At 62.6% G+C, this 20,514-nt stretch carries 14 protein-coding genes; 12 read left to right on the forward strand and 2 right to left on the reverse strand.

Features of this window, described 5'->3' with window-relative positions; genetic code table 11:
* Nucleotides 1–18: 18 nt before the first annotated feature.
* The 8 genes from PQG80_RS04470 (at nucleotide 19) to PQG80_RS04505 (ending at nucleotide 11,512) form a co-directional block, all read left to right on the forward strand.
* Nucleotides 19–1,845: a cache domain-containing sensor histidine kinase gene (locus tag PQG80_RS04470; RefSeq protein ID WP_271749965.1), complete on the forward strand. Its 1,827-nt coding sequence runs from the start codon at nucleotides 19–21 to the stop codon at nucleotides 1,843–1,845.
* Nucleotides 1,820–3,517, forward strand: coding sequence for a response regulator transcription factor (locus PQG80_RS04475; protein ID WP_271749966.1), 1,698 nt, complete (start codon nucleotides 1,820–1,822; stop codon nucleotides 3,515–3,517). The genes PQG80_RS04470 and PQG80_RS04475 overlap by 26 nt, the downstream gene beginning before the upstream one ends.
* A gap of 65 nt (nucleotides 3,518–3,582) precedes the next feature.
* Nucleotides 3,583–4,497, forward strand: a complete 915-nt coding sequence (locus PQG80_RS04480; RefSeq protein WP_271749967.1) for a carbohydrate ABC transporter permease — start codon at nucleotides 3,583–3,585, stop codon at nucleotides 4,495–4,497.
* Between the two features lie 6 nt (nucleotides 4,498–4,503).
* Nucleotides 4,504–5,346, forward strand: a complete 843-nt coding sequence (locus tag PQG80_RS04485; protein ID WP_271749968.1) for a carbohydrate ABC transporter permease — start codon at nucleotides 4,504–4,506, stop codon at nucleotides 5,344–5,346.
* 138 nt (nucleotides 5,347–5,484) lie between these two features.
* Nucleotides 5,485–6,834, forward strand: a complete 1,350-nt coding sequence (locus PQG80_RS04490) for an ABC transporter substrate-binding protein (RefSeq protein ID WP_271749969.1) — start codon at nucleotides 5,485–5,487, stop codon at nucleotides 6,832–6,834.
* Between the two features lie 228 nt (nucleotides 6,835–7,062).
* On the forward strand, nucleotides 7,063–8,706 hold the full coding sequence (locus tag PQG80_RS04495; protein ID WP_271749970.1) for an MGH1-like glycoside hydrolase domain-containing protein: 1,644 nt from the start codon (nucleotides 7,063–7,065) through the stop codon (nucleotides 8,704–8,706).
* Between the two features lie 12 nt (nucleotides 8,707–8,718).
* Nucleotides 8,719–9,627 carry a glycoside hydrolase family 43 protein gene (locus tag PQG80_RS04500; protein ID WP_271749971.1) on the forward strand — a complete coding sequence of 303 codons (909 nt, stop codon included), beginning with the start codon at nucleotides 8,719–8,721 and terminating at the stop codon, nucleotides 9,625–9,627.
* A gap of 568 nt (nucleotides 9,628–10,195) precedes the next feature.
* Nucleotides 10,196–11,512: a C40 family peptidase gene (locus tag PQG80_RS04505; RefSeq protein WP_271749972.1), complete on the forward strand. Its 1,317-nt coding sequence runs from the start codon at nucleotides 10,196–10,198 to the stop codon at nucleotides 11,510–11,512.
* A gap of 95 nt (nucleotides 11,513–11,607) precedes the next feature.
* Here the strand turns inward: PQG80_RS04505 and PQG80_RS04510 are convergent, their stop codons facing one another.
* Entirely contained in the window at nucleotides 11,608–12,747 is a 1,140-nt protein-coding gene (locus PQG80_RS04510) for an MGDG synthase family glycosyltransferase (protein ID WP_271749973.1), read from the reverse strand.
* Nucleotides 12,748–12,928: 181 nt separating this feature from the next.
* Here PQG80_RS04510 and kapB point away from each other — a divergent pair, with 181 nt between their 5' ends.
* The 4 genes from kapB to PQG80_RS04530 all read left to right on the forward strand — a co-directional run bounded on the left by kapB (nucleotide 12,929) and on the right by PQG80_RS04530 (nucleotide 18,896).
* A complete protein-coding gene (gene kapB, locus PQG80_RS04515; protein WP_271749974.1) occupies nucleotides 12,929–13,306 on the forward strand; it encodes a sporulation phosphorelay system protein KapB in 378 nt (125 codons plus the stop codon).
* Between the two features lie 312 nt (nucleotides 13,307–13,618).
* Complete coding sequence (locus tag PQG80_RS04520) at nucleotides 13,619–14,215, forward strand: TetR/AcrR family transcriptional regulator (protein ID WP_271749975.1); 597 nt, start codon at nucleotides 13,619–13,621, stop codon at nucleotides 14,213–14,215.
* A 99-nt stretch (nucleotides 14,216–14,314) separates the two neighbouring features.
* Nucleotides 14,315–16,420, forward strand: a complete 2,106-nt coding sequence (locus tag PQG80_RS04525; RefSeq protein WP_271749976.1) for a YhgE/Pip domain-containing protein — start codon at nucleotides 14,315–14,317, stop codon at nucleotides 16,418–16,420.
* Nucleotides 16,421–16,655: 235 nt separating this feature from the next.
* Nucleotides 16,656–18,896 carry an Ig-like domain-containing protein gene (locus PQG80_RS04530; protein WP_271749977.1) on the forward strand — a complete coding sequence of 747 codons (2,241 nt, stop codon included), beginning with the start codon at nucleotides 16,656–16,658 and terminating at the stop codon, nucleotides 18,894–18,896.
* Nucleotides 18,897–19,085: 189 nt separating this feature from the next.
* Here the strand turns inward: PQG80_RS04530 and PQG80_RS04535 are convergent, their stop codons facing one another.
* On the reverse strand, nucleotides 19,086–20,381 hold the full coding sequence (locus PQG80_RS04535; protein WP_271749978.1) for an SGNH/GDSL hydrolase family protein: 1,296 nt from the start codon (nucleotides 20,379–20,381) through the stop codon (nucleotides 19,086–19,088).
* Nucleotides 20,382–20,514 lie beyond the last annotated feature (133 nt).

The raw sequence follows: 20,514 nt of genomic DNA on the forward strand, positions 1-20,514 counted from the left end.
GCGATGAAGGGGACGGCCATGTTCTATTCGCTCAGAAACCGGTTGATCGCTTTTTTCGTCCTGCTGTTCGTGCTTTCCTTCGGCGCGCTGTCCGTCCTGATTTTTAACGAGTCCCGCTCGATCATCCGCTCCTATATCGAATCGTCGGCGCTGGAGAAGATGGACGAGTACGGCTCTTACGTCGATATGGTCCAGACGCAGATCTACGATCTTGCCTCGCTCATATTCAACAGCGATCTAACGGACGAGTGGGACGAGGCCGCGTCGGACCCGAATCTGCCGGACGGCGAGAAGATGCTCGCGCATCTGGAGATGAGCAAATATCTGTCGCAGACGAACAACAGCTACACAAGCGTGTCCTCCGTCGCGATCTACCGCCAGGAAGGCTTGTGGGTCAGCATGAGCAATCAGGTCGTCCGCGACAAGTCGTTCCTGAACCAGGAATGGTACCGAAGCTTTAAGACGGCGAACGAACGCTGGATACCGGCGCATACCGACGACGTCGAGCTGCAGATCCGGAGCAGCGCGCATCCGGTCGTCAGCATGCTGATGCCGCTCGGCGCCTTCGAGCCCGCGCAGGCGCGCAACGTGCTGAAGGTAAATGTAAGCGCAGACTATTTCCTCGAGCCCCTGAACCGGATTCACCTCGGGGAGAGCGGGACCATCTACTTGCTGGACCGGGGCGGCAGTCCGCTCCTCTCCCAGAGCGAATACGGCGCGCACGGCGAGACGCAGTCTCAGGTGCAGGCCGTCCGGGAGGGCGGGCGCAAGCAGGGCGTCGTCTACTTCAAGAACGAACGGGGCCAGTCCCAGATCCTCGTCTACAAAAAGCTGGCGCTGACCAATTGGATGCTGGTCGGCTTCGTCTCCGAGCGGGACCTGTACGCCCAGCTGTTCAAGCTTCGCGACACCATCTTGTTCTTGTTCGCGCTGCTGCTGGTCGTCTCGCTGTTCCTCGCCTTCTGGCTGTCGCACGGCGTCACCAAGCCGCTGTCGCGGCTCGTGTCCGCGATGCGGCACGTGCAGCGCGGCGACTTCGACAGCGCCGAGAGCCGGCTCCCGCCGCCCGCGCGGCGCATCAGGGGAGAGGTCGGCTTCGCTACCGCGACCTTCCGCAACATGATCGTGCGGCTGCGTCAGCATATTCAGAGCGAGTTCGAGCTGAAGCTGCTGCGGCAGCAGGCCGAATACAAAGCGCTCCTCATGCAGATCAACCCGCATTTTCTGTTCAACACGCTTGAGCTGCTCAGCAGCCTGGCCATGCAGAAGCGGACGGACGACACGGTCAAGGTGATCGTCTCGCTCGGCAAGATGCTGCGCTTCTCCCTCCGCCTGAGCGACGACCTGGTCGGCTTGAAGGAGGAGATGAAGTACGTGCGGGACTATGCTTCGATCCTGCAGGTGCGCTTCGGGGACAAGCTGCGGCTCCGGATCGTAGAGGAGGGGGACCTGGACTCGCTGACCGTCGTGAAGTTCATCCTGCAGCCGCTCGTGGAGAACGCGGTCAAATACGGCTTCGCGCAGCATCCCGAGGCGATCGTGGAGATCCGTGTATACCGGACGGACGGGCGCTTGCATCTGCGCGTCTCCGACAATGGGCCGGGCATGCCGGAGCAGCTGCGCATGCAGCTCGTCGAGGGCTCCGCGTCGTCTCGGCTCGACGAGATCCTGAGCAGCCGGGAGCGGCAGATCGGGCTCGGCAACGTGCTCGCGCGCTGCCGATTGTACTACGGATCGCTATTCGAAGTTCGCATCGACGCCGCGGCCGGAGCCGGCACGCGCATCGAGCTCATCATACCCGTGCAGGAGGCGTCCCTAGATGTACCGAGTGTTGATCGTGGATGACGAGCCGGAGATCCGGCAAGGACTAAGGTTGAAGATCGATGGGGAGAAGTTCGGCCTCGAGCTGGCCGGAGAGGCTTCGAACGGCGTCGAGGCGCTGGAGCGCCTGGAGGAAGAGGCCTACGACATCGTCATCACGGATATGAACATGCCGGTCATGGACGGCGTGTCGTTCCTCGAGACGTGCCGCGTGCGCTATCCCGACATGCGTCTCGTCGTCATTACCGGATACGAGGACTTCCAATACGCCAGAGCCGCGCTGCGGCACCAGGCCAGCGACTATCTGCTCAAGCCCGTCGCGGCGGACGAGCTGGCGGACGTGCTCGCGAAGGTGGCGGGCGAGCTGGACGGCGAGCGGCAGGAGACGGCCCGCGAGGCGCAGACCCGCTGGGAGCTCTCGCAGTATTACAAGGAGATGAAGGAGCACTTCCTCGTCCGTCTGATCAAAGGGGAGATGGAACGCGAGGCCGCGGCCTACGAGCGGTCGCGCAGGTTCGGACTGGACGCGTGGGCGGAGGCCGAGGTGCGGTTCCTCACCGTCGGGCTGCGCGAGCGGGCGGGCGCGGTTCGTCCGACCGCGCGTCCGACCGCGGACGAGCGTACGGCGCCGCATCGTTCCGGCGCGGGGACAGAGGGGACAGAGGGGGCCGCGCGGACGTCCGACCGGTCCCCGGACCAGTTCCGTCTGCCGCTCGAGCTGATCTGCAGAGAGCGGGCGCAGGAGAGCGGCGGCGCTTGCGAGGCGTTCCGGGACGCGAGCTATCCCGGGCTCGTGCACTTCGCGACGACGGAGCGCGAGGACTGGCTGCGGGACTTCGCGGCCAAGCTTGCGGAGCAGACGGAGCGTCTGCTCGGCTTCGAGCTGGCCGTCGGCTTCGGGCGGCCGGCGACGGGCTTCAAGCAGTGGAAGGAAGGCTATCTGTCGTCGCTGCTCGCCTGGAATCTGTCCGAGAGCGGGCTCGCCGAGGACGACCGTCGGCCTCCGGCCGGCCGGACCGCGCTGACAGGCGAGGAGCTCAAGGTGTTCGAGCGCTATCTGGAGCGCGGAGAGCTCGAGGCGTTCGAGCGGGCGATCCGGCAGCCGCTGGAGGAGGCGTTCGCGGCTTCGCAGGCCGGCTTCGTCAAGGTCATCTTCCAGTTGTATCTGCAGCTGGAGTCGCGGGCGAACGAGTCGCGCATCGCCCTGGACCATGCCGAGCAGCTGTGGCTGCGCCCCGAGATGGCGCTCGCGCTGGACTCGGCGGACAAAGCCGGCCTGTTCCTGGCGCGGATCGCGGAGAAGGTGGCGCGGCAGCACCGGAACGAAGCCGAGGAGAACGATCACGCGCTCATCGATGCCGTGCTCCGTTACATTGGCGAGAACTATATGACGGACCTGAACCTGACCGATCTTGCCGAACGGTTCAACTACAATCCCTCCTATTTTTCGGAGATGTTTAAGAGCAAGGTCGGCAAGACGTTTATCCAATACATCACCGACGCCCGGATGGCGCAGGCGATCCGGCTGCTGGAGGGCACGCAGCTCGGCCTGTGGGACATCGCGGAACTGACGGGGTTTTCCAATGCCAGCTACTTCAGCTCCAAGTTCAAGCGGATGTACGGAGTGACGCCGTCGGACTACCGGCAGCGCGCCTCGGCAACCGGAAAAATTGATAGCGAAGTGCCGAAGAAATAGAATTCAGCCCGCCTCCTTGGATGCTTATGATGAAAGTATCATCATCGAAAAGGAGGCGTCGCGATATGCGGACTGCGCGCCGGCAACGGGCATACCCCCACAACCGTACGGCCTATTTGTTTTTGCTGCCCTGGCTGATCGGTCTATTTTGCCTGACGCTCGGACCGATGCTCGGCTCGCTGTATTTGTCGCTGACGAAGTACAATCTGCTCAGCGCGCCCGAGTGGATCGGATTAGCCAATTTCAAAACCATTTTTACCGACGACTTGACCTTCACGGGATCGCTGAAGCTGACGTTTAAATACGTCATCCTGTCCGTACCGCTGCGCCTGATCTTCGCGCTGCTCGTCGCCATAGCGCTGAACAAAGGGATCCGGGCGCTTGGCATCTACCGCACCGTCTACTACATTCCGTCCCTGCTCGGAGGCAGCGTCGCCATCTCGATCGTCTGGCGGCAGATCTTCGATACCGATGGCCTGATCAACGGCTTCCTCGGCTGGTTCGGCATCGACGGCCCCGCTTGGATCGCCCACCCCGACTACTTGATCTATCCGATCGTGACGCTGTCGATCTGGCAGTTCGGCTCCGCGATGGTCATCTTCCTGGCGGGGCTCAAGCAGATCCCGGCAGACCTGTACGAAGCCTCCCAGGTGGACGGCGCGGGCAAGATCCGCCAGTTTTTCCGAATCTCGCTGCCGATGCTGACGCCCGTGATCTTTTTCAACCTGATCATGAGCATCATCAACTCCTTCCAGGCGTTTACCCCGGCCTATGTCATCGGCGACGGGCACGGCGGACCGCTCGACGCGTCGATGTTCTATACGCTGTACCTGTACTTGAAGGGCTTCTCCTACTTCGAGATGGGCTATGCCAGCGCGCTGGCCTGGATCATGCTCGTCATCATCGCCGCCTTCACGGGACTCATTTTCGCCACCTCCCGCTTCTGGGTGTTCTACGGCGACGGCAAGGAAGGGAGGTAATCGGGCATGCTGACGCTTAGACGCTACTCTGGCCGCGGACTGCGGCATCTGCTCATCATCCTGATCGGCCTGGCGATGCTCTACCCGGTGCTGTGGCTCCTCGCGAGCTCGTTCAAGCCCAATCAGGATATATTCACGGATACGGGCATCTGGCCGCAGACTTGGACGCTGGACAATTACCGCAACGGGTGGAAAGGCTTCCAGGGCATCACCTTCGCCCGCTTCTTCGGCAATTCGGCGCTGATCTCGGTGCTGGCGGTGCTCGGCAACGTCGTCACCTGTTCGCTGGCGGCCTACGCCTTCGCGAGGCTGGAGTTCCGGTTCAAGAAAATCTGGTTCGCCATGATGCTCGTGACGATCATGCTGCCGTACCACGTCACGCTCGTGCCGCAGTACATTATCTTTAGCGAGCTGCGCTGGATCAACACGTACCTGCCGCTGTTCCTGCCCAAGTGGCTGGCGCACGACTCGTTCTTTATCCTGCTCATGGTCCAGTTCATCCGCGGCATACCCAAGGAGCTGGACGAGAGCGCGACGATCGACGGCTGCGGGCAGGGGAAACTGTATCTCCGCATCATTATGCCGCTGCTGGTGCCCGCGCTCATCTCGACGGCGATCTTCACCTTCATCTGGACGTGGGACGACTTCTTCAGCCAGATGATCTATCTGAGCGATATCAAGCTGTTCACCGTACAGCTCGGCATCCGGGCGCTGTTCGACCCGTCGGGCACCTCGGATTGGGGCGCGCTGATGGCGATCTCCGTGCTGTCGCTCGTGCCGATCACGTTGATCTTCCTGATCTTCCAACGCTACTTCCTCGACGGCATCGCCACGACGGGCCTGAAGTAAACGAAGAGCGCCCAGGCGGCCGCCTGAAAAAATTGATAGCGAACAGCCGAAGGAATGACATTCAAGCGGCTGCCGAATCCAAGTAGGATGAGCAATGTAAACGCTTCTCATCTCAATACGATTAGGGGAGAGCTCACGATGAAAAAAAGATGGCTTCCACTCGCGGTGACCGCCATGGCGGTAGCGCTCAGCGCCTGCGGCAATTCGGGCGGCGCGGGAAATAACGCGGCAGGTTCCGCCTCGCCGGCCGGTTCGACGGGCGCGGCAAGCGTTGGCGGAGAACAGAATCAAGTCGAGCTTCGCATGATGTGGTGGGGCGACCAGAAGCGCGCCGACCTGACGAACAAGGCGATCGAGCTGTTCGAGCAGAAAAATCCGGGCATCACGATTACCGGCGAATTCGGGCCTCAAGACGGCTATTTCGACAAGCTGAACACCCAGCTCGCCTCCGGCACCGCGCCGGACATCTTTTTCCTCGGAGGCAACGTCGTCGATTACGCCAACAAGGGCGTGCTCCTCGATCTCGGACCGTACAAGGACAAGGAACTGAACCTGGCCGACATGGATACGACGATGGTGCAGTACGGTACGCTCGGCGGCAAGCTGGTGCACATCTCGGCCGGCGCGAACGCCCGCGGCATCGTCATCAACAAGACGATGTTCGAGAAGGCCGGCATCGAGGTGCCGCAGGACGGCTGGAACTGGGACGACTACGCCCGCATCAGCAAGGAGATCTCAGACAAGCTGGGCAAGGGCTATTACGGCACGTACAACTTCACGACCGACAGCCTGGACATTTACCTCAAGCAGAACGGCAAGCAGCTGTACGATATGGCCAATAACAAGCTGGGCTTCGAGGAAGCCGACCTGCTGCCATGGTTCCAATACTGGGATAAGACCTCCAAGGCGGGCGGCGTCGTGACGCCGGACCTGCAGGTGTCCAATCCGCCGACGGACGCCAGCAAGTCGATGATCATCACCGGCAAGGTGGCGATGACGCTGCTCCCGTCCAACATGCTGGCCTCGTTCCAGAGCACGACCAAGGACGAGCTGACGATGGTGCAGGTGCCTCGCGGGCCGAAGGGGACGGGCGTCGTCTTCGAATCGAGCCAGGGCATCTCCGGTTACGGCAAGTCGGAGCATCCGGCCGAAGTCGCCAAGTTCATGAACTTTTGGATTAACGACCCGGAGGCGGCGAAGATTCTCGGCAGCAACCGCGGCGTACCGGTGACGGCATCGAGCCGCGCCGCGCTGGAGGCGGACGCGACCGCGGCCGACAAGATCGTGTACGACTTCACGAGCCGCGTTTCCGAGGCGAACAAGAAAGAACCGTTCGCGATCAGCTACAACCCCCCGGGCAACGCGGAGTTCATCAAGCTGTCGGACAATACGGTCCAGAAGATCGGCTTCGGCAAGGAAAGCGTGGAGAAGGCGGTGGCCGAGTTCTACAGCGGCACGGTCAAGATATTCAACAGCAACAACTCTTGATCGCATGAACGCGTCCGGGACCGCGGCGATGCAGCTGCGGTATCGGAGGCAAGTCCCGGCCGCGGAAGCGAGGCCGGAATCGCAAAAGCGAGGGCGGCTTCGCGGAAACGAGTCCGGGTCGCGATAAAGCGGCCGCCATGCGCGAGCGATCCCCCGGATCGCGGGACCGGCCGACGCCGGACCGCGGGCCGGGGGATTTAATTTTATAGAAAGCGGGGCGATATTCGGATGGTCATGCAAGCGGAGCGACTGCTCGACAAGTTAAGGGGGCTGCGGCAGGCAGACCGCGACGAGCGGGACCGGCTCATTCCCGAGGCGCTAAGGCGCTCGGGCGTACGATTCGCGGCGTCGGAGGGACGGCTCGAGGGCGTCTACTATCAGGCGATGCGCCAGCTCATGGAATGCGTCAAGCCGACCGCCGGCGGCGAACCGATCCTGCAGGAGGGCGGCATCTATCTCGGGTGCTGGCTGGAGAGCACGGGCACGATCAACGCGGAGATGCTTTCCCGCTTCCTGCCGGAGGTGTCCGAGGCGACCTACCGGTCGTTTGCGAAGCATCAGCGCGGGGACGGTTTGTTTCCGTACAAAGTGACGGAGAACAGTCCGTCCTACCGGCAGATCCAGCTCGTCACGCCGCTCGCCCGCAGCGTGTGGAACCATTATTCGCTGCACGGCGGGGACCCGGCATTTCTGCGCGAGATGTACGACGCGATGGTCCGCTACGACGGCTGGCTCGCGGCGAACCGCGATACGCTGGGGACGGGCTGCGTAGAGGCTTTCAGCGCCTTCGACACCGGGCACGACCTGTCGCCGCGCTTCTGGCATACGCCGGACGCGCCTTATCTAGGAGACGCCTCCCGGTGCGATCCGGATTCGCCGGTGCTGCCGTTTCTCGCGCCGGACTTGACGGCCAACGTCTATTGCCAGCGCCTATACCTGGCCCGGATCGCCGAAGCGCTGGGCGAGTCCGGCGACGAATGGCGGGCCAAGGCGGCCGCGAGCCTGGAAAGTCTGTTCCGCTCCTGCTTCGACGAGACGGACCATTTCTTCTACGACCGCGACCGGCACGGCCGGCTGGTGCGGGTGCAATCGGACATCCTGCTTCGCGTGATGGCTTGCGAAGTCGGCGACCAAGCTTTTTTTGACGAGATGCTGAAACGTTATTTGCTGAATACGAAGAAGTTTTTCGCAAAATACCCGTTCACCTCGATCGCGATGGACGACCCGCGGTTCGATCCGTTCTCCAGCTACAACAGCTGGGCCGGGCCGTCCAACTACCTCAGCCTCATCCGCGCGCCGCATGCGTTCGAGCATCATGGTCGGCATGTGGAGCTGAGCTGGGCGATGCAGCCGATTCTAGCGTCCTTCGCCCGCGCGCCGCGCTTCGCGCAAACGGTGAGCCCGTGGACCGGCGAGGCGGGCTTCACCGAAGCTTATTCGCCTTCGATCCTGTGCCTGCTCGACTACGTGGAGAGGCTATGCGGCATCCTGCCGACGCCGGAGGACGAGCTCTGGTTCACGGGCCTGCTGCCGGACGCCAGGGACCACGGCGCAGAGTCGACGGGAGAGACCGCTTACGGCCGCACGGTGGACGGCGTTGTTTACGAACTGGTGAATATGCGCGAGACTTCGTTCATATTCCGCGACGAGCAGCCGTGGATGAGCTTCCCTTCAGGCGTTCGGGTCGTGACGGACCGGGCCGGCAGGCTGACCGGGCTGATCGGCATGAGCGCGCGCGCCGTGACGGGCGAGCTGCGCTGGGAGGGACGCGCGCTGCCCTTCAACATCAAGGGCAACGAGCTGCTCGCTTATACGGGCGGAGGCTTGGAGCGCTTGCGGGATATTGGGCTCGTGTATCCGACATACGATTAAGGAGGTACGGCCGTGCTGAAGCGCAAGGACATTCAGATCCGCGATCCGTTCGTGCTGCCCCTGGAGACGGAAGGCAAGTATTATCTGTTCGGCAGTACGGACGCCAACATATGGGGACCCGGTACGGGCTTCGATGCTTACGTCAGCGCCGATCTGACGCATTGGGAGGGACCGCATCCGGTGTTCCGGCCGCCCGCGGACTTCTTTGCCGACACGAACTTCTGGGCGCCGGAGGTATACGCGTACGGAGGTCGCTATTACATGTTCGCCACGTTCCGGCGCAAGGATAACGGCAGGCTGGGCACGGCAGTGCTGGCGGCGGAGCGCCCGCTGGGTCCGTTCGCGCCGCTCGGCGCAGGTCCGGTCACGCCGGAGGCCTGGAGCTCGCTGGACGGCAGCCTGTTCGTCGACGAGGCGGGCGATCCGTGGATGGCATTCTGCCACGAATGGCAGCAGATCGGGGACGGTGAAGTGTGCGCGGTCCGTCTGTCCGCGGACTTGTCCCGCGCCGTGGGCGAGCCGGTCACGCTGTTCCGCGCATCCAAGGCGCCGTGGACGACGCCGTATGTGTCGCCGCGATATCCGGACACGGCGAATTACGTCACCGACGGACCCTATCTGTTCCGCGGGGAGGGCGGCGACCTGTACATGCTCTGGGCCAGCTTCATCGACAACACGTACGCTTTAGGCGTGGCCAAGTCGGAGAGCGGCGGCATTCTCGGCCCGTGGACGCATCAACCGGAGGCGCTCTATCGCGACGACGGAGGACACGGGATGGTGTTCCGCCTGTTCGACGGACGGCGCGCGCTGGCGATCCACGCGCCCAACCGGACGCCAGACGAGCGGCCGCTGTTCCTGGCGCTCGCGGAGGCAGGCGGCGCGATCTCGGTGGGCGAGCCTATTGCCGAATCGGCTGAATAGAAGGGAAAGGACGCTTCGCGGGTGCGGGGCGTTTCTTTGCGTTTTGGGGCGCCGCCATGCGTGAGGAACAACCCCGCGCATCGCCGCCGTTGCCGCTTACCGCCGCAGGTGATCTCAATTAAGAACAACCCCGCGCATCTCCACCGCAAATCGCCGCGAGTGATCTCAACTAGGAACAACTCCGCCGCAGCTCCGCCGCTTATAGCCACAAGTGATCTCACCTAGGAAACAACCCACGCATCTCCACCTCTGATCGCCGCAAGTGATCTCACCTAGGAACAACCCTGCGCATCTCCACAGCTTATCGGCGTAAGTGACCTTTGCTTGAAACGCCCCTATACCCAATCTTTTCGTCTTTAAACCTGGTAAATAAATGAAATAAGGAATTGTAAGATGCCGGGCAGCAAGGGCCTTGCATCTTTTTTCCTATGTAACCATGGAACTCTTTTCCTACATGACCAGCTTGTCCTGAGCATTCCGCATGATGGGAGGGAATCGGAGGGGCTTCTATAATGAAGCCGAGGGATATTCGACAAGTTTCCCCATTAATCAACATGGAGGCGTTGGCATGAGCAGAAAACGTTGGGCGGCAGGGCTGGTATTGGCGACGATGCTGACGGCGACCGTACCGGAAATGGCGTGGGCGGCATCCGCGGAAGCGGCGACGGTAGAGGTCGTATCCACGGTCAGCTTGCGGGAGACGCCGAGCACGAGCGGCGATCTGGTAAGGTACCTAAAGGCCGGGGAGTCCGTCACGCTGCTGCAGACGGTTAACGGCTACTGGCTGCAAGTGAGGGACGCCAGCGGCAAGACGGGGTACGTATCGTCGAACGAAAAGTACGTGAAAACCGCGAACGCGCCTGCCGCGCCTGCGAAGACTGCCACGATCAGGGCCACCGTGACTTTCCGAACGCAGCCCTCCGCCTCCGGGGACAAGATCCGCATGCTGAGATCGGGCGAGACCGTGGTCGTGACCGGCCAGCCTAACAGCTACTGGTACGCGATCCGCGACGCTGGCGGCGTGTCCGGCTACGTCAGCTCCTCCGATGAATACATAAGCGTGAACGGTACGACGCCAATATCGACGCCGACACCCACGGCAACGCCTGCGCCGACCCCGACGGCGTCACCCGCGCCGGCCCCGTCGCCTTCGCAGACGGCCGCGATCGTGGCGACGGTCACCTTCCGGAACCAGCCTTCCACCTCCGGAGACAAGATCCGCATGCTGAAGGCAGGCGAGACTGTGATCGTGACCGGCCAGCCCAACGGCTACTGGTACGCGGTCCGCGACGCGGGCGGCGTATCCGGCTACGTGAGCGCCTCGGACGCCTACATCCGCTTGAACGCTGCAGCACCGACACCAACGCCGACACCAACACCGACACCGACGCCAACGCCAACACCAACGCCAACGCCAACGCCGACCTCGGCGCCTTCCGATTCGGCGAAGGTCGAGGCTGTGATCGCAGCCGGCATGAAGTACCTCGGCACGCCTTACGAGTACGGCTCGGACCGGGGCAACACGTTGACCTTCGACTGCTCCGACTTCGTCCGTCAGGCGTTCAAGGACGCGCTCAAGCTGGTCCTGCCGGCGGACTCGCGCAAGCAGGCGGCCTACGTGTTAGACAACGCGAACGGCGTCACGACCGACTGGCATAAGCTGAAGCGCGGGGACATCATGTTTTTCATGAGCTACAAAGGCTCCAAGCCTTCGAACTACGACGGCAAGCAGCCGTTCGGCGAGACGGTCACCCATACGGGCATCTATCTCGGCGACGGACAGGTGCTGCAGACTTATTCCAAGGAATCGGGCGGCGTGCGCATCGACAGCATCGCGGGCAAGCATTGGGAATACCGCTTCTTGTTCGGCGGCAGCGCGCTCTAAGCGGCATCCCGGCACCCTTCGCCCTATAGCATTAAAAAAGGCCTGCCGTCCATCGGACGACAGGCCTCTTTCCTTTTGTAAATCGCATGAACCGTTCACTCCGCCGCAGGGGCGATGTCCTCGAGCAGCAGGGACAGGATCGCCTCCGCGCACTTGGCGGGGTTGTACTCCGCGTTGCGCAGCGCCAGCAGGTTGCCCCTGTGCTGATCTGAAGCGTACGGCTCCTGGATGAGCCGGAACCAGCGGTCGATCGTATCCGTCGCCGTCAGCGGTTCGCCGAATCCGTGGGTTACGAAGTACTCCAGGTTCTCTTCCTCCTGGCCCGGGATCGGTTCGTAGAACAGCATCGGAATGCCCTTGGCCATCCCCTCGGTGCAGGTCATGCCGCCGGGCTTGGTAACAAGCAGGTCCGACACGTCCATCAGCTTGGATACTTCCTTGGTGAAGCCGAGCACCTTAATATTCTTGTGCTGGAACCGGGGCTCCGCGAGCAGCTTCTCCCGGGCCTTGTCGTTGCTGCCCATGCACAGGATCAACTGCACGCGGTCGGCGAACCCGGTCATGTACTCGACCATCTGCTCCTCCGCCATCAGACCCCAGCCGCCGCCCATGACGAGCACCGTGGGCATATCCGTCAGCCTGAACTGGGACAAGATCTCCGCGCGGTCGTGCGGATGCCAGAAGTTCGGATGGACCGGGATGCCGGTCACCACGACCTGCGCAGGGTCCACGCCCTGGGACACCAGCCGGCTCAGCACGGTCGGGGAGCTGACCAGGTAGGCGGTCACCTCCGGATTGGTCCACGTGGCGTGCGCGTCGTAGTCCGTAATCAATGTATAGAGCGGCACGTCGAGGCCGAGTCGCTTGAGCCGGCTGACCACCGCGTTGGGAAAAGGATGCGTGCAAACGATCATATCGGGCTTCAGCTGCCGTACGACGTCGGAGACGTGGTTGTAGAACAGGCGATGAAGCGCGAAGCGGGTCAGTCTATTGAGAGATTTGTGATAATGGCCGCGATAAATCTTGCCGACCAGCTTGGGCTGCTTGCTGACGGTCTTGCGGTAGGCGGACAGGATGAGCGGCCCGATGACGGGGTTCAGGAACGTCCCCAGCTCGATGACCCTCGTCTGCACGCGGGGCGACAATTGTCTGAGCCCTACGGATAGAGCATAAGCCGCCTGCGTATGTCCGGTGCCGAAGCCTTCGGAAAGCAGTAGTATTCGTTTTTTGCGCATCGGAAGAGATCCCCCACTTTACCTACTACCATATTACGCGATATGGAAGCTCTCGTACAAGTCCGTCGGAGAACGTTTACAACAATTAAGCGTAATAGACAAAATCAGACAGGCGCGGGCCATGCAATCCGCGCGCAGCTCCTGTACAATGGTGGCAGTAACCATACGGGAGGCTGGACATATGCTGGACGTCGGACAGATCGTGAAGGCGGAACACAAGACGGGACAATATATAGGAAAGGTCGCGAGCGCGGACGACCGGCGGGCGCTGGTCGAGATCATGGCGGTGCTGCGTCACCCGCAGCAGGGCGACCTTCACAGCGCTTACGATCCGGACGCGGCGCTTTTCCACGAGCGCAGGGCATCTGCCGAACGCGAGAAGGTGTGGGTGATGCTGCGGGACGCTTCGCCGTATGCGGGCGAGGTGCCTTCCTACCGGGAATCGCTGGCGGCCGCGTGGCAAGCGGAGATCAGGCGACTCGACCGGATGCGGCGGTGGGCGGAGCAGTGCCTGCAGTGTCTTGATACGCTTGGAGCCGACTACGGAATAGAGCGCTGACGCGCGGGACAGTGCAGAAGCCTTCTGCGCTGTCCTTTTTTGCGTCCTTGCGTTTCGAATGCAGCGCAAATTGCCGGTTCAACGAAAAATAAATGCTTGCCAGCATAGAAAAAACGACACAGGAGGGAGGCGATCGAGCTGCGGACGGAGTCTTGCGAGGATATCCGTCTCGAGCCCTACCAGGACTCGTACCGAAACGGGGAGATACAACGGAGTTGAAAGCAATCGTAAAGTATGTTATTGTTCAGTTCAGAACGAATTGACTGGAATGTTATTTTGGTCACTTTAAGCCTGAGGGTAAGGAGGGACGACATGGAGACGACGACCGAACGGAGACCGACCGACCGGCGCAAGCAGGTGCTCGAAGCGGCCTCGCGCTCGTTTGCGGCATTCGGCTACAAGGCGACGACGATGGACCAAGTGGCTAAGACCGCCGGCGTGGGCAAAGGGACGATCTATACCTTTTTCGCCAACAAAGAGGAGCTGTTCGAGCAGATCGTGAAGGATCTGATCGCCGAGCTCAAGGCTGTCGCCGAGCGGACGCTCGATCCCGCGCTTCCTTTTGCCGACAATCTGCTGAACATTCTTCAGCGTGTACTGGCTTACCGCGACCGGCATGGGCTAGTCGTGAAGCTTTCTCAGGAGGTCAAGGAATTCGGCACCCCGATGGCGAACGGCGGTCTGGAGTCGGTCGAACGCTCGATCATCGCTTATATCGCGGGTCACGTGAGCGCGGCGATCGAGAAAGGCGAGCTTAGGGCGTCGGATCCGTCGCTGACGGCATACATGATGCTCAAGATGTATCTGGCGCTTACCGCGGAGGGCGGGCATCTGCATACGCCGCTGGATGGGGAGCGGGTGCTCGCGAGCTTCCGATTCTATTGCTTGGAGGGATTGGCGGTACGCTGATCGCTTCTTTTTTTGAACGGAAGTGACCGAATGAGGAAAATGGTCAGTATGATTTGTGCAAACGATAAATAAGCGAACATATATCAAGGAGAGATGGTCATGAATCGATTCAAGACGGCCGGCGGCGTCATATCCGGCGAATTCCGAAGGTTGACGGGCAGCAAGATGGCCATGATCTCGATCCTGGGCCTGGCGCTCATCCCGCTCATGTACAGCGGCATGCTGATCGGCGCGTTCTGGGACCCTTACGGCAAGCTGGACGCGATGCCGGTCGCGGTCGTCAACGAGGACAAGGGCGCGGCGCTGAACGGGGAAAAGCTGACCGTGGGCGGCGACCTGGTGGAGGAGCTCAAGAAAAACGAGGCGTTCAAATGGGTGTTCACCGACGAAGAGGACGCGATGGACGGACTCGCGGATCATCGTTATTCGCTGGCGTTCGTCCTGCCGGAGGATTTCTCCGAGAAGACGGCGACGCTGCAGGACGAGGCGCCTCAGCAGGCGAACGTTCAATATTACGTGGACGACGGTTGGAACTATCTGACGAGCCGGATCGGCGAATCCGCGGCGGAGAAGCTGAAGACGGACGTCGGCCGCGAGGTGACCCAGGCGTACGCCAAGACGGCGCTTGAATCGGTCGGACAAGCGGCGAGCGGATTCGGCGAGGCGGCCGAGGGCGCGCAGAAGCTCGCGGCCGGCGCCAAGGACGCGGCCGGCGGCGCGAAGACGCTGCACGATAACCTGGCGAAGCTGGCGGATGGTTCCATTAAGCTGCAGCAAGGATTCGGCAAGCTGGCGGGCGGCGCCGAGAGCCTCGAGAGTGGCGCGGGGACGCTGGCGGGCGGCGCGAAGGAGCTGGACAGCGGCCTCAAGCAGCTGGCCGCGGGCCAGGGCAAGCTGGCGGACGGGGCGAAGCAGGCGGATACGGCCGCAGGCAAGCTGGCCGTCGGTGCCGGCCAGCTTGCCGATCGCGCCGCGAAGCTGGCGACGGGCGCCGGCCAGGTCGAGGCGGGCGCGGCGCAGGTCTCCGGCGGCGCGGGACAGCTCGCCGAGGGGCTGAAGCAGTACGCGGCGGCGCACCCTGACGACGAGGCGCTGCAGAAGCTGGTCGCCGTCTCGCAGAACGTAGCGGACGGCGCCGAGCAGGCGAGCCAAGGCGCGGCAGCGGCGGCGGATGGCGCGGCGCAGTTGTCGGCCGGGCAGCGGCAGCTGGCGGACGGCGCGGCCGAGCTGCATGCGGGCACGACGTCGCTCAGCCGGGGGATGGGGCAGTTCGCCGCGAAGCTCGGCGAAGCGGAGTCCGGCGCGGCGCGGGTGGCCGGCGGCGCGGTCAAGCTGGCCGCGGGCGCGGGCACGCTCGCGAGCGGCATCGAGAGCGCCGGCGCCGGCGCCGGCACGGTGAAGAGCGGGGCCGCGCAGCTGGCGGACGGCACGGCCTCGCTCGAGGAAGGGCTGCTGAAGCTCGAGAGCGGATCGAGCGAGCTCGGCGCCAAGCTGCAGGACGCGTCCGCGGAAGCGGGCGGCGTAAAGAGCGGGGATCGTCAGGCCGAGATGTTCGCCGATCCGGTCGGCGTCTCCGAGCACAAGCTGACCGACGTGCCGAACTACGGCACGGGCATGGCGCCCTACTTCCTGGCGCTCGGTCTCTACGTCGGCGTCCTCATGTCGACCGTCATCCTGCCGCTTCGCGACGCCGCGGGCCGGGTGAAGAACGGCTGGACCTGGTATGCGTCCAAGCTGCTGCTGTTCGCGCCGGTCGTGCTGCTGCAGGTGGCGCTCGCGGACACCGTGCTCATCTACGGCATCGGGCTGCAGGTGCCGGACGTCGCCGCCTTCTACGGCATCAGCGCGGTCATCGCGCTGACGTACATGACGATCGTGCAGTTCCTCGTGTCGCTGGCCGATACGGTCGGCCGCTTCGTCGCCGTCGTGCTGCTCACCCTGCAGCTGGCCGCGAGCGAAGGCACGTATCCCAAGGAGCTGCTCCCGCACTGGCTGCAGGCGGTCGGCGAGTGGATGCCGATGACGCACGCGATCGAAGCGCTGCGGCTGGCGCTGGCCGGACGTTCGGGCGCGCTGATCGGGGAGCAGCTGCTGGACCTGGCGATGTTCGCCGCGGTCTTCGTTGCGCTGACGCTCGGGCTGTTCGCCATGCGGAGCCGCAAGATCAAGCCGGATCCGGCGCAGCTGGACACGCTGCAAGTTTAAATATATCGTCGCCGGCTGCCTTGGCATCGGCATAGAGCGATACCCGTGCGCCTAGAGCGGTCGGGTATCGCTCTTTTTTTGATGCGGCGGGGTCCCGGTACGCTTCGTTTTATTGCGACTAATGTCCCGATTTTTCGCGTTTTTATTCATTTCGGGGACGAGCGAGCCGTTATTGATAATAAGACTGTCCATTTTGCCGATAACGCAATACATGATTAGGAGGAACAAACACAAGATGATGATGACCCAAAGACCGCCGCGACGCCGTACCGGAAGACTCGGCCGGATGACGGCGGCGCTTCTGGCCGCACTGTTGATCTCGGGATTGCTCGGCTCCATGGGGGCCGCTTGGGCCGCCGCGACGGTGACCTCCGTCAAGCTCGACGAGCTGAGCGCCAGCGAGAAGACGATATACGTCGACGACGTTTCGCTGAACCTGATGATGTGGGCGACCACGACAGACAGCTCCAGCGGAGGCAGCACGACGACCAACGTGACGAACGACGCGACCTGGGTATCCTCCAACTCGGCCGTCGCCGTCAGCAAGGGCGTGGTCACCGCGACGGGCGAGGCGAACAACGTCGTCGTCACGGGCAAGTACCAAGGCTATTCGGCCAGCGTGACGCTGACCGCGAAGTACCGTTATTCAGCGCTGAAGCTGCGCGAAGCGGGTAAGACGACGGACGCCGCCGATAAGATGGAAGTCACGGTCGGCCAGGATATCGCGCTCGAAGCTTACGGCGTGAACGGCAGCGATTCGGATGACCTGTCCGATAAGGCGACCTGGACCTCCTCGGAGACGTCCGTGGTGAGCGTCGACAAAGGCGAACTTACGATTAAAGCCGCCGGCAAGACGACGATCACGGCGAAGTATCAAGGGCGCACCGACACGATCGAACTGACCGTCATTTCGCCTTATAAGTCCATGTCGATCGCGGACAAAGAAGGAGTCAAGGGCCCGTTCGAAATGCAGGTCGGCGAAGCGGCCAAGCCGCTCGTCGCGAGCGCGCTGAAAACCACCAGCGGGAATGAAACGGTTACCGACAAAGCGACCTGGAAAAGCAGCAACGAAGCCGTGGCGACCGTGGACGAAGACGGCAAGGTTACGCCGGTGGCCGCGGGTACCGCGACGATCACCGCGACCTACCTTGGCGTGACCGCTACGGCCGTCGTGGCCGTGCGCACGCCGTTCGAAGCCATTCTCTTCACGCCCAGCGCGGCCCAGCATCTGGCCTTGTCCGGCGCGGCCGTGACGATCGCCGCGAAGACTGTGAACGGCGCCTCGACGGACACGACGCTCGCAGGCGCGCAGTGGGAGTCCACGAACCTGAACGTGATCTCCGTCAGCGGCAACGGCGCGACCGCGACCGTCACGCCGCGCGGCAAGGGCACCGCCACGGTTAAGCTCACGTACAAGAGCGTGGTCAAGGAGCTGTCCGTGACGGTCTATCCGACGGTCAGCAAGATCGAGCTCGCCAAGGACACGCTGGACGTATACGTCGACGACACCGGCGATCTGCCGCAGGTCAAGGGCACCGCGCTGGACGAGAGCGCGGCGGACGTCACCAAGCTCGCCAAGTGGACGTCCTCCGACAGCTCGGTCGTCAGCATCGGCGACGACGGCAAGTGGACGGCGCTCAAGACGGGCAAGGTCACGCTGACCGCGACAGTGACTTCCGGATCCACTTTTACGGACACGCTGGAGGTCACGGTGAGCAAAAAAGTGCTCACGCTGCTGCCGGAGCAGGATAACGTAAGCCTCATCATCGGCCAGACCGTCTCGCTGCCTAAGGTAACGGCCGTATACGAAGACGGCGACGAAGCCGATATCAGCGCGGACGTCGAATGGAAGTCCGCATCCACGAGCGTGCTCGTCAAGGATGCATCCCTCAAGGGATTGCTGGCGGTCAAGACGACGCTGACCGGCACGTACCTGAACAAGACGGTGAAGGTAACGGCTACCGTCGAGGAAGAATACGTGAGCTACGCGATCGAGCCGTCCGCGCTCTCGCTCACGCTGAACAAGACGCAGAGCGTCAAGGTGACCGGCAAGACCAAGTCAGGCAAGCTGATCAACCTGAGCTCGCGCATGGTCTGGACGTCCGAAGACGAGACGATCGCCACCGTGAAGGGCAGCTCGGCGAGGTCCCTGGCCGAAGGCTCGACCAAGCTGACGGCGTCGTACCAAGGCAAGACGCTTAGCGTACCGGTGACCGTCAAGGCGAAGCTGACCAAGCTTACCTTGTCCGATACGTCGCTGGAGCTGGCCGTCGGCGCGACCGACTCGGTTAAGATCACGGCGATCTACGAGAACGGCAGAACGCTCGACGTGACCGCATACTCCGCCTGGACGGCTTCGTCCACCAAGGTCGCGAAGGCGACCGGAGGCATCGTCACGGCGGTCGGCAAAGGCAGCGTGACCATCAAGGCGGCCTACGGCGGCAAATCGGTCAACGTTCGCGTAAAAGTGAAGTAAAGCCCCGGCTTACCGGAGGCCGCTCCCCGTCCGTCAAGGCGGGGGAGCGGCCTTTAAGCTATGCCGGGGGACCGCGAGCCTGCATAGCCGCGCGGTCTGCGTGCCATCCTGATGAGTATACGCGCGCCGGATATTAATATAAGTACGAAAAAAACGCCCGCGGTCGGATATCGCGGGCGTACTGTTCAATTAGGAATTAATGAATGCGGTATGCAGCTTCGGCTGGTATACGACCTGATAGTCGAGCCCCTGGGTAATCGCCGCGAGCGGCACGTACGTTTTGCTTTCTTTGCCGACCGTCTGGAGGTACGCGGGCACGTTCAGCGGCTGCTGGACGCCGCCCACGACGATCGTCTTGGCGCCGATCGTGAGCTTGACCTCGCGGCCGTTCTGCGTAAACGTGGCGGTCTTGGTCTTATTGTCCCACTTAAGGCCTGCGCCGGTCGCGGCTGCGATGTCGCTGAGGGCGAGGAAGGTCGTGTTGCTCTTCAGCTGCGGCTTGTTCTGCGTCGCGAGCAGGTTGCCTTTGACGTAGACGGCCGGAGCGGGATTCGCGGACTTGTCCGAAGGCGCGACCTCGGTATAGGCCGGCCAGACCGGCGTCGCGAACGCGCGGGCGAACGCTTCGTATCCCGACTGCGTCGGGTGAATGTCGTTAATGCCGAACACCGGGCTGAAATGCGTGTACTGCGCTTCCTTGCCCAGGAAGACGGAGCCGATATGCACGATGTCGACTTGAACGCCTTCGGCGGCGAGGCCGGTCTTCACCTCGTCCAGCTTGGCGCTAAGCTTGGCGATCGAGGCATTCAAAGCGCCGTACAGCGATTCGCCGACGATCTTGGATACGGGCGAATACTGATCGGCGACTTCGATGCGCGCCTGGGGCGCGAGCTGGCGGACGGTGCGCAGGTTGGCTTGCAGTTCTTCTGCATAATTATTCAGTTTCTCGTTAAAAGCGGTATCGAAGGCGGCAAGCGCGTCGCTTCCGGTCTTGCCGACGAGATCGCGGACGAGGGCGGCGAAGTCGTTGCCTCCGATCGTCAGGGTAACCAGGTCGGCTCCGGCCAGGCTGTCCCGAAGCTGGGGCGCCCTCGCGGCCACCGCATCGGCCTGCGCCTTGGCCGCCGGGTCATAAGCGGCATAATCCTGAAGCTCGTCGGCGGTCAGCTTGCGGCCTGCCGCAGCGCCCTCCAGCAGCTTGGTCAGCCCGGCGCTCTGCAGGCCGAGCGCGCCGTAGTTATCGAGCTCGGCGCGTCCGTGCAGCAGAGCGTTCACATATAACCGGTCCGCATAACCGTAGACGTCTGCGGCGCGGGTGACGCCGGGCTCGTAGCCCAAGGTGATAGAGTCGCCGATCGAGACGATTCTGAATGCGTCGTGCGAGCCTTGGGGCTGGGCTTCCGCGGCGGATGCCGCCGTCGGCAGCGCGCCTGCGGCGAGGCCGAGCAGCAGGGCCGCGGAGCGGCGTTTAAGCTTGCTGGACATGGGGTTCTCCTCCCGAAGGCGGGCTGCGGGGTCAGCCAAACATTGATTATCGCCTTCATAAAAATATTAAATTGCCATGGCGGATGCGGTAATGTTAAAATAGCATAACAATAAAAATGAATATTTATTAGTT

Origin of the sequence: Cohnella rhizoplanae, from assembly GCF_948329515.1 — a bacterium.
Lineage (GTDB): Bacteria > Bacillota > Bacilli > Paenibacillales > Paenibacillaceae > Cohnella > Cohnella rhizoplanae.

Excerpts from the sequence above, each read along its gene's own strand:
- PQG80_RS04505 (WP_271749972.1), top strand. The coding sequence starts at position 10,196 with ATGAGCAGAAAACGTTGGGCGGCAGGGCTGGTATTGGCGACGATGCTG.
- PQG80_RS04485 (WP_271749968.1), top strand. The coding sequence starts at position 4,504 with ATGCTGACGCTTAGACGCTACTCTGGCCGCGGACTGCGGCATCTGCTC.
- PQG80_RS04535 (WP_271749978.1), bottom strand. The coding sequence starts at position 20,381 with ATGTCCAGCAAGCTTAAACGCCGCTCCGCGGCCCTGCTGCTCGGCCTC.
- PQG80_RS04495 (WP_271749970.1), top strand. The coding sequence starts at position 7,063 with ATGGTCATGCAAGCGGAGCGACTGCTCGACAAGTTAAGGGGGCTGCGG.
- kapB (WP_271749974.1), top strand. The coding sequence starts at position 12,929 with ATGCTGGACGTCGGACAGATCGTGAAGGCGGAACACAAGACGGGACAA.
- PQG80_RS04530 (WP_271749977.1), top strand. The coding sequence starts at position 16,656 with ATGATGATGACCCAAAGACCGCCGCGACGCCGTACCGGAAGACTCGGC.
- PQG80_RS04525 (WP_271749976.1), top strand. The coding sequence starts at position 14,315 with ATGAATCGATTCAAGACGGCCGGCGGCGTCATATCCGGCGAATTCCGA.
- PQG80_RS04475 (WP_271749966.1), top strand. The coding sequence starts at position 1,820 with ATGTACCGAGTGTTGATCGTGGATGACGAGCCGGAGATCCGGCAAGGA.
- PQG80_RS04480 (WP_271749967.1), top strand. The coding sequence starts at position 3,583 with ATGCGGACTGCGCGCCGGCAACGGGCATACCCCCACAACCGTACGGCC.
- PQG80_RS04520 (WP_271749975.1), top strand. The coding sequence starts at position 13,619 with ATGGAGACGACGACCGAACGGAGACCGACCGACCGGCGCAAGCAGGTG.
- PQG80_RS04470 (WP_271749965.1), top strand. The coding sequence starts at position 19 with ATGTTCTATTCGCTCAGAAACCGGTTGATCGCTTTTTTCGTCCTGCTG.
- PQG80_RS04510 (WP_271749973.1), bottom strand. The coding sequence starts at position 12,747 with ATGCGCAAAAAACGAATACTACTGCTTTCCGAAGGCTTCGGCACCGGA.
- PQG80_RS04490 (WP_271749969.1), top strand. The coding sequence starts at position 5,485 with ATGAAAAAAAGATGGCTTCCACTCGCGGTGACCGCCATGGCGGTAGCG.